This is a genomic window from Hymenobacter setariae, assembly GCF_007713685.1.
GTDB lineage: Bacteria > Bacteroidota > Bacteroidia > Cytophagales > Hymenobacteraceae > Hymenobacter > Hymenobacter setariae.
The window spans coordinates 1,444,086-1,457,923 of sequence record NZ_VMRJ01000001.1; the positions used below are offsets into that span (position 1 = coordinate 1,444,086).

11 protein-coding genes and 1 tRNA gene are annotated in these 13,838 nt (G+C 56.2%); 9 read left to right on the forward strand and 3 right to left on the reverse strand.

The window, feature by feature from the left end:
• Positions 1–150 precede the first annotated feature (150 nt).
• The 4 genes from FNT36_RS05965 (at position 151) to FNT36_RS05980 (ending at position 5,588) form a co-directional block, all read left to right on the forward strand.
• Positions 151–1,569, forward strand: a complete 1,419-nt coding sequence (locus FNT36_RS05965; protein ID WP_144845312.1) for a dicarboxylate/amino acid:cation symporter — start codon at positions 151–153, stop codon at positions 1,567–1,569.
• 194 nt (positions 1,570–1,763) lie between these two features.
• The gene (locus tag FNT36_RS05970) at positions 1,764–2,420 is read left to right on the forward strand and encodes a hypothetical protein (protein WP_144845314.1); all 657 of its coding nucleotides are present in this window, start codon (positions 1,764–1,766) and stop codon (positions 2,418–2,420) included.
• Between the two features lie 125 nt (positions 2,421–2,545).
• Positions 2,546–3,133, forward strand: a complete 588-nt coding sequence (locus FNT36_RS05975) for a hypothetical protein (RefSeq protein WP_144845316.1) — start codon at positions 2,546–2,548, stop codon at positions 3,131–3,133.
• 55 nt (positions 3,134–3,188) lie between these two features.
• A complete protein-coding gene (locus FNT36_RS05980) occupies positions 3,189–5,588 on the forward strand; it encodes a GAF domain-containing protein (protein WP_144845318.1) in 2,400 nt (799 codons plus the stop codon).
• Between the two features lie 27 nt (positions 5,589–5,615).
• Here the strand turns inward: FNT36_RS05980 and FNT36_RS05985 are convergent, their stop codons facing one another.
• Positions 5,616–6,338 carry a phosphatase PAP2 family protein gene (locus FNT36_RS05985; RefSeq protein ID WP_144845320.1) on the reverse strand — a complete coding sequence of 241 codons (723 nt, stop codon included), beginning with the start codon at positions 6,336–6,338 and terminating at the stop codon, positions 5,616–5,618.
• 144 nt (positions 6,339–6,482) lie between these two features.
• Positions 6,483–6,564: transfer RNA gene (locus FNT36_RS05990), tRNA-Leu, on the reverse strand.
• 236 nt (positions 6,565–6,800) lie between these two features.
• Here FNT36_RS05990 and FNT36_RS05995 point away from each other — a divergent pair.
• Positions 6,801–7,469, forward strand: coding sequence for a class I SAM-dependent methyltransferase (locus FNT36_RS05995; protein WP_144845322.1), 669 nt, complete (start codon positions 6,801–6,803; stop codon positions 7,467–7,469).
• 127 nt (positions 7,470–7,596) lie between these two features.
• Positions 7,597–9,672, forward strand: coding sequence for a M61 family metallopeptidase (locus FNT36_RS06000; protein WP_144845324.1), 2,076 nt, complete (start codon positions 7,597–7,599; stop codon positions 9,670–9,672).
• An 82-nt stretch (positions 9,673–9,754) separates the two neighbouring features.
• Here FNT36_RS06000 and FNT36_RS06005 read toward each other — a convergent pair whose 3' ends face one another.
• Complete coding sequence (locus FNT36_RS06005; protein ID WP_144845326.1) at positions 9,755–10,483, reverse strand: Bax inhibitor-1/YccA family protein; 729 nt, start codon at positions 10,481–10,483, stop codon at positions 9,755–9,757.
• A gap of 126 nt (positions 10,484–10,609) precedes the next feature.
• Between FNT36_RS06005 and FNT36_RS06010 the strand changes: the two genes are divergently transcribed.
• From FNT36_RS06010 to FNT36_RS06020, 3 genes are all read left to right on the forward strand, one after another.
• Complete coding sequence (locus tag FNT36_RS06010) at positions 10,610–11,623, forward strand: MBL fold metallo-hydrolase (protein WP_144845329.1); 1,014 nt, start codon at positions 10,610–10,612, stop codon at positions 11,621–11,623.
• Between the two features lie 150 nt (positions 11,624–11,773).
• Positions 11,774–13,276, forward strand: coding sequence for a sodium:solute symporter (locus FNT36_RS06015; RefSeq protein ID WP_144845331.1), 1,503 nt, complete (start codon positions 11,774–11,776; stop codon positions 13,274–13,276).
• Positions 13,277–13,319: 43 nt separating this feature from the next.
• Entirely contained in the window at positions 13,320–13,826 is a 507-nt protein-coding gene (locus FNT36_RS06020; RefSeq protein WP_144845333.1) for an energy transducer TonB, read from the forward strand.
• Positions 13,827–13,838: the final 12 nt, after the last annotated feature.

Genomic DNA, 13,838 nt, shown 5'->3' on the forward strand with positions numbered 1-13,838 from the left:
CACCGCCCGTGGGTGGTGGTTTGCTCTCAAATGCCTTCAATGCAGCTAGCAGGCGGGAGTGTTTTGAGGCTAAGCGGAAGCCGTCGGCCGCGGTTTCGACCTGCAATCCCGTTCTTTATAGCCTCATTTTGCTTCTTATAGTATTTACGCATGAAGTTCTCGCGTCTTTCTGGGCTGGCTATTACTTTGATTTTAGTAGCGTTAGCCCTCACGGTGCTGGTTGCCTACGGTGTTGTCAGCTTGCCTAGCGCCGTGCCCGCCTCTGCCCGCTGGCTGGCGCTAGCGGCCCTAGGGGCAGCGCTAGCCCCGCGGCGCTCGCTTACGCTCTGGATAGTGTTGAGTATGCTGGTTGGTATTGAGCTGGGGCACGATGCACCTGGCGTGGCAGTGCCACTCAAAGTTCTGAGCGATGCCTTTCTACGCCTAGTCAAAACCATTATTGCGCCGCTCGTCTTTGCAACGCTCGTCGTAGGTATTGCGGGGCACGCCAACCTCAAGCAAGTGGGCCGCATGGGTATCAAGGCCTTGGTATACTTCGAAGTTGTTACCACGTTTGCCCTGTTTATTGGTTTAGCAGCCATTAACTTAACTAAAGCAGGGGCTGGCGTAGCAAAAGTATTGCCCGCCGCTGGCGAAGCGGATTCCTTGCAACCTGCCGCGCACCAGACGGCGGCTGACATTATCCTGCATATCTTCCCCGAAAACATCGCCAAGTCGGTGGCTGAGGGGCAGGTGCTGCAAGTGGTTATTTTCGCCATCATCTTCGCTATCGGCCTGGCCCTCAGCCCAGAAAAGCCGCGTCGTGTGATGCTTGACTTCTGCGAGAGCCTTTCCGAGGTGATGTTCAAGTTCACCAACGTAGTCATGTATTTTGCTCCCCTAGGGGTGGGTGGCGCCCTTGCCTACACTGTAGGTAAAATGGGCCTGGCTCCGCTCAAAAATGCTGCCTACCTGCTCTTTACGCTTTACGGTGCCCTCGTGGCGTTTGTCGTACTGATACTTCTACCAGTACTGCTGTTGGCGCGCCTGCCGCTACGGCGCTTTGTGGCCGCAGTAGCCGAGCCAGTGAGCATTGCATTTGCCACTACTAGCAGCGAGGCCGCCCTGCCCCGCGCTATGGAGGCTATGGAAGGCATTGGGGTGCCGCGCCGCATTGTGGCTTTTGTGATGCCCACGGGCTATTCCTTCAACCTCGATGGCACTACACTTTACTTATCGCTGGCCGCCGTGTTTGTGGCGCAGGCAGCGGGCGTGCCGCTCACCTTTGGGCAGCAATTGCTGATGGTATTCACACTCATGCTCACCAGCAAAGGGGTGGCGGGCGTACCGCGTGCCTCACTAGTAATACTGTTAGCTACGGTAGCTTCGTTTAATCTACCATCGTGGCCCGTATTTATTATCCTAGGTATCGATGCGCTCATGGATATGGCCCGCACGGCCGTGAACGTATTAGGCAACTGTTTGGCCTCCGCAGTGGTTGCACGTTGGGAAGGCGAATTTATTGACGACTACGTAGCACCGCCCGACCTACTCACGGTAGAGCCAGCCGCCGCGTCTCACCATTCGTAATCACTGTTTGTCTAATCCTAGCACAATTTTCTATTTGAATTAGGCAACTGTTCAAAAACTTGATTTAAGACTATTTTTTGGTAGATGACCAAGCCTGTAGTACTTTAGAGCATGAATAAAATTTATTCAATAAAAAGGCGTTAATTCTCTAAAATAACATCTCAAAGTACAACTTTAGCTTTTATCATTCCACTATGAAATTGTACTCTTTCATTGCACGGCCAGCTTTAGCAGCAGCCGCAGTTTTACTAGGCCTGAGCAGCTGCATGTCGGTGAAGGGCAGCTTTTCGCACATCCCAACGGCAGTTATCACAAAGCGTCTTCCGCCCATGGAAATAACGGCCGACCCCGGCCCGCTGGCCATGAACGACGGCGCTCTACCCGATGACCCGTTGCGCCTGTTTAAGTCGGAGCTGCAACACAACGTAGTGGAAGCTACCGATACGGCTACGTATGGCTATATCCGCTTGGTAGTGACGAAGGTGCACACCATCCGCAAGGGCCGCAGCCTACAGGCCGCACAAGTTATTACGATGCTCGTGCCTAGCATCTTTGGTGCCCCCCTCGAGTGGTATAATACTGACTTAGAAGCCGAAGTGCAGGTAATGGATGCCAGCGGTCAGCTCCTAGGTACCTACACGGGCAAGGGTACTTCCAACGTAAAAGTGGCCATGTACCACGGCTATTCGCAAACCGACGCCCCGCGTCTGGCCGACGTGATAGCCCTGCGCGAAGCCCTAAACCAAGTGCGTCCCCAACTCGATACGGCTTCAACTCGCCTCAACCCCCTGCTGATGGCTGGCGGCCCAGTCAATAACCCCACGCTGCCCTCGTCGGCTAGCAACAAGTAGCCTAGGCGCATTTACTTATTTTTCGAAGCCGCTCACAATAATCCGCGGCTTTCGGACCTTTGTAGCCCGGCCCGGTGGTTTGCATTTTGCAAGCTCCGGCGCCGGGCTCTCTTTTAGCTGTGCTGATGAAAAAGATTCTGTGCTCCATTCCGGGGCTACTGATAATGCTGGCTCTAGCTGGCTGCTGCGCCAATGACATATGCGTATGCCAGGATGAGCTTGCCGATGCCCTCTTTTTCACCTTTAGGATAGGCGGAACTAATGGATTTCGGGCCGACCAAATAGATACGCTATTTATCGTCCGTATTCCTCATCCTACTGCTCTTGTTCCTAAACCCACCCGCGATTCTATATTGCGGATACTGCCGCTGGCCAACGGTGGCGCTACACTGACACAAGACTCACTTATCGCTATCAATAACGCGGCACCTTTTGCAGCAAGCGGCGGGCTAAAGCTTGATGCTTACGACTACCAGATTACAGCGTATCAATACAGCAAAGCCGCACCAGTTGGCGGTAGGTATCGTTATACGTTTAAAATTTCTAATATCAAGCTGGACGGCCAGTACCAAGCTAATGGCTGTTGCACCTGCTACTCCAACACCGGCAAGCAGTTCGACTTAAGCAGTAATCTTAGCGCGGCGCCAGCTCAACCCAAGGTGGTTACGGCGCCCGTAAATAAGCCCATCATTACGCCACTTACGACTCGCTAGCAATACCCCTAGACTGGGCTTGCGTATACCTTTCTTCTGCTAATTCTGCCTGCTCATGCCTGCCCCCGACCTGCTCACGCTTGCTGCCGACGAAGGCCAGCTACCAGTTGACCTCCCCGAGGCGGTGGCTGTAGAGCCTGCCCCGGACGTGCCTCCCGGTTTTCCCTTCTCTACGCAGCTGAGTCTAGAGCCTCTTATAGACTACTGGCACGAGCGCGAGCGTGACCCGAACCCAGGTGTAGCACGCTTGGCCCGCACGGTGTGCGAAGAAGTAAGACAGCACGCTACTTGCCGGGACCACCTGCATACTATAGAGCAGCTCGATGACATTCAGGACCTAATAGATATGCTCATGCTGGCGGTATTTCCACCGGCAGCCACCACTACGGCCATCACAGGGGCTATTCCACCGTTTCAGCGGCGCAGCTTCTACTACACCAGCCGCTTTGCGGAGGTGATGATGGGCCGCGACCGCACTATCAAGCAGCCGCTCAATATCGACTACGCCACCTTAGAGCGGCACATGACACAGATGGCGTATCTGCTCATCCTAGGTCGGGAATATGGCGCTGAAATACCAGAAGCGCAGAGCGGGCTCATCTTCACGGTGCCCGACTACAGCATTGGGCTCTACCGGCACTATGGCGTCAATTTCGATTCGTCGTTTGTGCGCGTGCGGGTGGTGGGCGATAAGCCCGAACTAAGCCCCGAACAGGTGCAACACCTACTGCACAATCGCCATCGCTTGGAGCTATGGTATCGCCTGCTGCCGCCTGAGCGCTTCGCGCTAGAGGGCTTCAACCTGCTGCAACTGGTAGATGTCACAACCCAAGAAATTCTGTCGGAGCTGAAGTACGACTTGCTGGAGCGCGACGTGCTTCAGGCCTCCGACCGCTTAGAGCAGATTCAAGAAAAGCTGCGGGTGCTGTTTGCCCGGCCAGCGCTGCAGCTTGGCATCGCGGCGTATGATGAGCGCAAGAAGGCCTTTGTAGACTTTGGGCGCAAAATCAACCACAGCTTTCTTACCAAGCAGATGCAGAGCCAAGGCGCGGTAGGCGGCTTCCGGCAGCTCTACGCCCGCTTGCTGGCCGACCGCCAACCGCTGGTGCTCGAAGACGTAACCACGGCACCCGAGCTGCCCGAAGACATGCGCCAGCAGATTTTGCAGCTCGGCATTCGCTCGGCCATCTTAGCGCTGCTGCCTTATGGCCCCGATACCGTGGGGCTGCTCGAGCTAGGCTCGCCCGAGGTCGGCGCGCTCGACGAATTTGACATGGAATTGGTGAAGCAGTTCGTGCCCTTGTTTGCGGTGGCTGTGAAGCGCAACGCTGAGGACCTCGAAACGCGGATTCAATCAGTTATTAAAGAGAAGTTTACGGCCATTCACCCTACCATGGAGTGGCGCTTCAACGACGCTGCTCGGCGCCTGCTGGCCCAGCACGAAGATGGCAATCGCTCGGCCGAGATGGAGCCCATCGTGTTTGAAGATGTGTACCCACTGCACGGTTCCTGCGACATTCGGGGCTCGAGCGTGGCCCGCAACGAAGCCGTGCAGGCCGACCTCATTGAGCACCTCACGCTGGCCGGCCGAGTGCTGCGCAAAGCCTCAGAATACCAAGCGCTGCCTATTCTGGATGAGCTTAAATTTTACGTTACTAAGAATTTGCGGCGGCTGCGGCAGGGCATTATCAGCGGCGACGAGGTCAGCATCTACGATTCCTTACGCACGCAGGTCGAGCCGCTGTTTGAATACCTGGCCCAAAATATTGTTGACCTGCGGCCTACCATTGCCCACTACTGGCAGCACATCGACCCGCGCCTAGGTATTCTCTACAACCGCCGCCGGGCCTTTGAGGAAAGCGTGACACGCATCAACGATGTGGTCAGCGAATTTCTTGACCAAGAAGAAGCCAAGGCCCAGCAGATGTTTCCGCATTACTTCCAGCGGTTCAAGACCGATGGCGTTGAGTTTAACATCTACGTGGGCGGCAGCCTAGTGCAAGATAAGCCGTTCGACCTCATCTTCTTGAAGAACCTGCGCCTGTGGCAACTACTGGTGATGGTCGAAATTACGCGCCGCACTCACGCCCTCAAAGCTGAATTGGCCGTACCCCTCGATACGACGCAGCTCATTCTGATTCACTCGCAGTCTTTAAGCATCCGCTTCCGGCAAGACGAGCGCCAGTTTGACGTAGACGGTGCGTATAATATTCGCTACGAGATTATTAAGAAGCGCATCGACAAGGCTACAGTTTTGGGCACTGGCGAGCGCCTCACGCAGCCCGGCTACTTGGCGCTGGTGTATGCGCAGCCCCGCGAGGCGACCGAGTACGTCGAGTACATAGATTATTTGCAGGACCGAAACTTACTGGAGTCCGACGTGGAGGAGCTAGAGCTGGAAGAACTGCAAGGGGTTAAAGGCTTGCTGGCGCTCCGCGTCAAGGTAAAGCTCTAGGTAGCACCTAGAGCTTGCGTAAGTTGCTCACTCGCTAACGGTGGCGTCTTCGCCGGGTATCTTCTTTTCTTTCCAGAAAAGCCGGATACCCGTGCGCAGCAGCACCAGCCAGGCCGCACCACCTGCAAAACCTGCCACTACATCGGTGGGGTAATGCACGTGCAAATACACACGGGTGAGCCCGATACTCAGCGAGAAGCAGACCAACGCCACTGCCAGGCTCCAGTGGCGGCCATGCTGCACCGCTAGCCATGCCAAGCAGCCGTAGAGGCACATTCCCATCATGGCGTGGCCGCTAGGGAAGCTTAGGCCATACTGGTAGATGAGCGCCGTAGTAGGTCGGTCGCGGTGAAAGTAAGCCTTGAGCAACTCGTTAAGGGCCACCCCACCCCCCATCGACAAAAGCAGTTCGATAGCGTAGCGCTTCAGGCCCCGCCGATACATCACATAGGGAATGACTAGGCTAGCCGGCACCAGAAACTTGACTGACCCAAAGAAAGTCAAGACATCGACAAAGGTGCGCGTCCAGGGTCGAGCGGCCCGCAAACGGTCCATTTGGGCAAAGCCCCAATCATCGAATACCTGCGAATGCTCGCGAAATACCACCCGGGTCAGGTAGAAAAACAGCCCGAATGCGCCCACAAACAACAACACCCCGAAGATGACTTCGGCCGTGAGCAGCCCCGCCAAGCCAGCCGCCCGCGCAGGCGTAGAAGTAGACGAGCCAGGGGGCGCAACGGGGGTAGGCATGGTGCTGAGAAAGGTGGGAGAAAGCTAGGTTGAACGGAACTACGTCAGAATTGGCTACGTGCTCCAACGAATAAGCAACCAGACTTGGTCTTAAACAAAAAAGCCAGCCCCGAGGAGGGCTGGCTTTTTTTGTTGGGTAACTCGTGCGCTCGGAGAGACTCGAACTCTCACACCTTGCGGAACTGCCGCCTGAAGACAGCGCGTCTACCAATTTCGCCACAAGCGCAGGTAAGCGTCAAATGCTGGCCACCCGGTTGGTGGGGCGTTTGATGGTGCAAAGATACGGAATCGTTAACTCTCGGCGCAACCTTAGGTTTACTTTTTTCGCTTTACCCTACTCATAGGCGAGGCCCAAAAATTGTTGCTCAGCCACTTGTCCCCGCATTTTTTTTGTGAATCACGACTCCAAAAGTGGGTTAGCGGGCTGCAAGGCTACTTTGCAGGCGTTATTTTCTGGCTTTTATGGCTTCTTCTACCATTCCTTCTCCCTCCCCTAGCGCTGACTTCAGCCGCGTGGCTCGCGTGTATGATGCGCTGGCGGGGGCTGTGTTTGGGCGGGCACAGCGAGCGGCGCAGCAAGCAGCGCTAGCCGCCGGGATGCCATTAGCCGGCTCGGCCCCGCGCGTGCTAGTGCTGGGGGGTGGCAGTGGCTGGGTGCTTCTCGAGTTGCTGCGCCAGTGTCCCGCTGCACAGGTGCTTTACCTCGAAACATCGACCACCATGCTAGCCCAAGCCCAAGCTCGGCTGCAACAGGCGGCCCCTGGCACCATAGCACAAGTTGAATTTCGCCAAGGCAGCGAGCAGGCGCTAGCTCCCACCGAGCAGTTTGATGCGGTAGTGACGTTCTTCGTTTTGGACTGCTTTACGCTGGCAGAATTTCCGGCCGCTTTGGCTTGCTTACAGGCAGCGCGCCGACCTAGGGCGCCGTGGCTGATAGCTGACTTTCGGCCGCCTCGCACGTGGTGGCAGCGGGTATTGCTGCGAGCCATGTATTTATTTTTTAAACTAACAGTAGGGCTGCGGGCGCAGCAGCTTCCGCCCTGGCCGGCCGCTCTAGCTGCCTTAGGGCTTCAAAATCGCTATCAGGAGAGCTTCTATGGCGATTTTATCTGGTGCCGAGTAATGCAATAATGGTGAGTAGTCAGCCAGCAACAAAGCTGAACCTGTGGCAAGGTCGAATTTTTGCTTTTAATTTGCACCATTCAAATCAATTCCGGGCTATAACCGGGCATTTTAGCTATTAAGTAGGATTTTTATTATGAAAAGAATTCTTCCCGCTTTTTACTTGGGAGTATTAGGTAGCGTGAGCCTAGCCACCACAACGGCGGCCCAAAGTACACAACCAGCTGCCCCAGCCAAGCCGGCCGCTGCTAAGCCTGCACCCGCTGCTGCCAAGCCTGTGGCTGCTCCAGATGCTAAGCCGGCTGCGGCAGCACCCACTGCCGCCCCAGCGCCTAAGCCTGCCCCCGCTCCAGCACCAGTCGCTGCTGAGCCCGCTCCAATAGCACCGGCGCGGCAGGCGGCAACTGGCCCAGCCGTGCGCTACACCCTAGCGTTTCCCAATGCAGTGCATCACGAGGCACGCGTCACGGCCACTTTTGCAGGCTTGACTCCGGGCAAGGCCCTGGTGATACGAATGGCACGCTCGTCGCCAGGGCGTTACGCACTGCACGAGTTTATTAAGAACACGTACTATCCCGTGGCTACTGATGGCAGCGGCAAGCTCCTCAGCATCAAGCGTCCCGACCCTTACTCCTGGGAAGTAAAGCCAGCCGCCGATGGCACCATCCAGTTTAGCTATACGCTGTATGGCGACCGCACCGATGGCACCTACGCTGGTATCGACCAGCAGCACGCGCACCTCAACCTGCCTGCTACCCTGTGCTACGCGCAAGGCCTAGAGGGCCGGGCCGCCGAAGTAAAATTTGAAATGCCTACGGGCTGGAAGGCTGCAACCCAACTGCGGCCCACCGGCGAAGACCGCACCACCTTCACGGCGCCCAATTTGCAGTACCTCATGGACAGCCCCGTGGTCCTAGGTACTCAGCAAACCCTGCACACTTGGCAAGACGGTGGGCGCACCTTCGAGATAGCCACTTACTATGGTGGGTCGGCCAGCGAAGTAGAGGCCTTGGTAAAGAAGACGCAGCAAATAGTGCGCGAGGCTGCCGGCGTATTTGGGGGCGAAGTACCTGCCTTTGACTACGGCCGTTACACCTTCCTAGCCGATTACCTGCCTCAGGCCAGCGGCGATGGCATGGAACACCGCAACTCGACTTCGCTCACGAGCCCCTTGCCGCTGCATGATGAAGGCGCTCTGCGCAACCTAGCCACTGTATCGCACGAGTATTTCCACGCCTATAACACCGAGCGCTTGCGCAGCAAAGGCTTGGAGCCTTTCGATTTTCAGCGCGTGAACATGAGCGATGCGTTGTGGTTTGGCGAGGGTTTTACGCAATACTATGGTGAGCTAATGCTGCGCCGGGCCGGCTACTACGACGACGAGCAATTCTTCGAGAAAGTGAGCCAGTGGGTAAATGTGCGCCTCAATTCGCCGGGCGCTCGCTATGCCTCGGCGGTGGAAATGAGCCAGCAAGCAGGCTTTGTGGATGCCGCTACGAGCATCGACCCCAACAACCGTAGCAACACGTACCTTTCGTACTACTACCAGGGCGCGGGCCTAGCCCTTTCGCTCGACATGCAATTGCGCCAGCGCTATCGCACCTCGCTCGATAAGTACATGCAGGCGCTGTGGCAGGAGTTTGGCAAGCCTCAAACGCCCAGCCTAGCCCCCGCCAAGCCCTACACCCTACCCGACTTGCAGCGTGTGCTCGGCACCGTAGCTAAGGACACCGCCTTTGCGGGCACCTTCTTCCGGCGCTACATCTACGGCCACGAAACGCCACGCTTTGCCGAGAACCTGGCCCTAGCTGGCCTGGCCGTAGTGCCGACCAAGGTACTGGCTGCTGCCCTGCCTCGGCAGGTAGAGTTTACGGAGGACGGCCGCTGCATCTTGTCGCGCAATACCACTATGGGCTCGGGTCTCTATAAGGCAGGCATCGACCGCGGCGACGAGATTATGACCCTCGATGGCGTGAAAATCACCGATATGGCTACCCTCGAGGGAGTAATGCGCCGCCACACGCCCGCTGACCTTGTGCCGGTGCGCGTACGCAACCGCGCTGGCATTGAGCGCACCACGCAGGTCGTGCTCACCGAAGATTCTAATGTGCAGGTGCAGCCTATGGAAAGCGTAGAGAAAATGACTGCTACCCAAGCGCAGAAGGATATGCGTGCGGCATGGTTAGCTAGCGCTGCTGCTATCAAGCCCTAGGTCAATATTTAATCACCGCATTAAAAAAGCCCCACCGATAGTTCGGCGGGGCTTTTTTAATGTTATTAACTACTTAAGCACCCTAGCGACGCTGGCCAAAGAAGCGCAGCAAGAAGAGGAAGAGGTTAACAAAGTCTAAGTAAAGCGTAAGGGCACCTAGGATGGAAGCTTTATTGCTAGTTTCCTCTCCTTCTGTTACGCCGATGAAGGCCATCTGCTTCAGCTTTTGAGTATCGTAGGCAGCCAAGGCTGTAAATAAGATGACCCCGATACCCGACACAATCAGATTTAGCGTTGAGTTGCCCCAGAACATATTGACCACTAGTGCAATAACCATGCCTATAAGCGCCATGCTCAGCAGCTTACCCCAGCCTGACAAATCGGACTTAGTGAAATAGCCAAAGATGCTCATCACCCCGAACATCAGCGCCGTGGTGAAGAATGTAGAAGCAATGGAGCTAGCTGTATAGGCTAAAAATATAGCGCTCAGCGTAAGCCCGTTAAGTAAGGCATAACCCACAAAAGCGGCTTTAGCCTGCGATAAGCTCCACTGGAAGATGCGCGCCGAAAGAAACCCTACGACGACTAGCTCGGCAATGATGAGTCCGAAAAACACGAACCGATTACCAAATATAAAATGCTGCAGGGCCGGCGAGGACGCGGCAAACAAGGCCATGCCACCAGTAAGCGCCAAGCCAGCGGCCATCCAACCGTAGACTTGAGCAAAAAAGTTAGCCTGAATGCGGGCGGCGTCTTCTTCCGTCAGTTGGTGGGCCCTAACGCGACCCGACGGATTTTGATTGTCACTCATGTGAATAAGAAGCGAATAGAAACAAAGAAGAAAGTTGTGCTGCCTGCTATACGAACTTTGGCTGGCAACGACGGTACTATAACAACTTTGTGGCCAATTAGTGGCCCGCCGCTTCGACTATATTCTATGGCTGCCCCTGCCCACTACCGCCGCAACGAAGACCTGCGTACCATTCGCCCTAGCTACCCCGGCAACAAGCTCATTGGCAAGGAGTACTGCAATGGCGAAGCCTTGTATGAACCCACCTTCGGCACGGCTCTACGCTGGCAGTTGACGGCTAACCCACAGAAGGAGGAGAAGAAGCACGATACCTGGGTGCCCAACGTAGTGCCTTGCGCCGAAGCCTTCTTCTCGACCCAAGACATGCTGGTGTGGTTGGGGCACGCTAGCTTTTTGCTGCGAGTGCAGGGAGTGAGCCTACTGTTCGACCCCGTGCTTTTCTCTTCGGTAGGCTTGCGCCACCGCCACCCCCTGCCCTGCCGGCCCGAAGATGTGCGCAACATCGACTTCATATTGCTTTCGCACGGCCACCGCGACCACCTCGACGAGCGCAGCATCAAGCTACTAGCCCAGCAAAACCCTAAAATGCGAGTGCTCTCATCATTGAGCATGGGCAAGCTGCTGCGCGGCATGGCCCCAAGCCTACCAGTGCAAGAAGCCGGTTGGTGGCAGCAGTATGACCTAGGGCCCGCCGCGCCCTTCGAAATATATTACCTGCCGGCCAGCCACTGGCACCGGCGCGGGCTCTTTGACCTGAACGAGGTGCTATGGGGCAGCTTTCTGATAAAGACTGAAGACCGGCTCATCTATTTTGGCGGCGATACTAGCTACAGCGACCACTTCGACTTAATCGAGCAGACGTTTGGCCCGCTTGACATTGTGCTCTTGCCCATCGGCGCCTACAAGCCGCCCTTTATGATGCACATGAGCCACGTGAACCCGCACGAAGCGGCCAAGGCGGCTAACGTGCTGCGCGCGGGCCACTTGGTGCCCATGCATTACGGTACCTTCGACCTCTCCGACGAACCTGCCTCCGAACCTCTGCGGCTGCTGACCGAGGTGGCGGCTGGCGGCCTGCTACGCGGCCAATTGCACGCCCCTGCCGTGGGCGAGGTGCTCGACTGGACCACCTGGGAGTAGTTTTTTGAGCTGTTAGCTTGTGGCTATTAGCTACTAGCTGCTTTGCTTCGCTAGGCCACCGGGCAACAACGCGTATTAGCTTTTAGCTTTGTCGGTTCTTACGCTGCTAAAAAGCTAATCGCTAACAGCCACAAGCTAACAGCTCAAAAAATGTCGCCTACTCTTGTTCTGAGCCTCATTGCGGGCTACTTCATCGTTCTCATCATCATTGCGCTGCTCACTTCGCGCAAGGCTACTAGCGAGAGCTTTTTTGTGGCCAACCGCAACGCACCATGGTACATGGTAGCGTTTGCCATGATTGGCACCTCGCTCTCAGGCGTCACCTTCATCTCGGTGCCAGGCAATGTGTACGGCAAAGGCTGGAGCTACCTAGCCGTGGTGGCGGGCTACGTGGCGGGCTATGTAGTTATCGGCACAGTGCTGATGCCACTCTACTACCGGCTCCAACTAGTGTCCATTTACACTTACCTCGAGCAGCGATTTGGCTACTGGAGCTATAAGACAGGCGCGCTATTTTTTCTGATTTCCAGGGCCCTAGGGTCGGGGTTGCGGCTATATCTGGTGGCGGGCGTGTTGCAGCTAGCGGTATTCGACGCCATGGGGGTGCCGTTTGCCGCCACGGTGGTCGTCAGCATCTTGTTTATCTACCTCTACACCTTTAAGGGCGGCCTCAAAACCATTCTGTGGACGGATACCTTCCAGACGCTAGCCATGCTGAGCTGCGTGGCGCTGAGCATCTACTTCATTTCGTCGGAGCTTAATCTTGGTTTCAAGCAACTCGTGAGTACTGTGCGCGAGAGCAGCATGTCCCAGGTATACTTTTCCGATTTTAGCGACGACAAGTTTTTTTGGAAGCAGTTTGCTTCGGGTATGTTCATCACCATCGTGATGACGGGCCTCGACCAGGACCTGATGCAGAAAAACCTGAGCTGCCGCAGCCTCGCCGACGCCCAGAAGAACATGTTCTGGTTTACGCCCGTCATCGTGGGCGTAAACGTGCTATTTCTCACCCTAGGTGTGCTTCTTTACCAATACGCCGCGGCAAAGGGCTTGCAGTTGAACGAGCTACCCCAGCTGCTCAAGGCTAATAAAACGCTCGATACCGACCTAGTATTTCCATATTTGGCCACTACGCAGTTCACACTTTTTGCGGGCGTGGTATTTATCCTAGGCCTCATCGCCATTACGTACGCCTCGGCCGACTCGGCGCTGACGGCACTTACTACGTCGTTCTGCGTCGATTTTCTCGATATCAAGCAGTATCCCGAAGCCCGCCAAACGCGTATTCGCCAGCTTACCCACCTAGGTTGGTCGGTGGCACTCATTGGCATCATTCTCGTCTTCCGCCTCATCAACGAGCAGAGTCTGATTGATGCCGTTTTCAAAACTGCGGGCTACACCTACGGGCCCCTGCTGGCGCTCTACAGCTTCGGCATTTTTACGCGGCGGCGGCTGCGCGAGGGCTTGGTGCTACCAGTGTGCGTGGCGGGGCCGCTGCTGACGCTGCTCATTGTGTCGCACTCGGTCGAGTGGCTGGGCGGCTACAAGTTTGGCTTCGAGATTTTGCTGCTTAATGGAGCCCTCACCTTTTTGGGCTTACTCTTGATATCGCGCCCCGCCAACCGAACCGAAGCCACCGCTATTTTGTCCTAATCTGTGGCGATTGCCAGTTAGCTATTCCATTTTATCTTCCTCTATGCGCCTTACTTACCTCGCGTTAGTACTCGCCGCTCCCTTCGCAGCTCTGGCCCAAACCCGGCCCGCACCGGCCAAAGCGCCCGTGGTGCTTTCGCCCGGCAACATGCAATTGCAACCCGGCGGCGGAGCCGAAAACCGCCCCGATAAAGCGCCTAGCTTCCCCGGCGGCGAAGAAGCCATGGGCGACTTCTTCACCCAGCATGTGCAGGTGCCCAACAAAGCCAAGCAAGCCCGCGTGACCGGCGATGTTATCGTAACCGCTACCGTGGGCACCGATGGCAAACTCACCAACCCCAAAGTAGCCAAGGGCCTCTCGCCCGAGTGCAACGCCGAGGCCCTGCGTGTGGTGCAGGCCATGCCGGCCTGGCAGCCCGCCACCCGGCGCGGCGTGCCGGTGCCCATTATGGTGCAGGTGCCAGTACCGTTCGACAATGCCAACGTTACCAAATTTGAAATCGACCGCAAAGTGCCCCGCTCGGCTAAGGACGCCCCGGGGTTAAATTAATTCTACTTAATC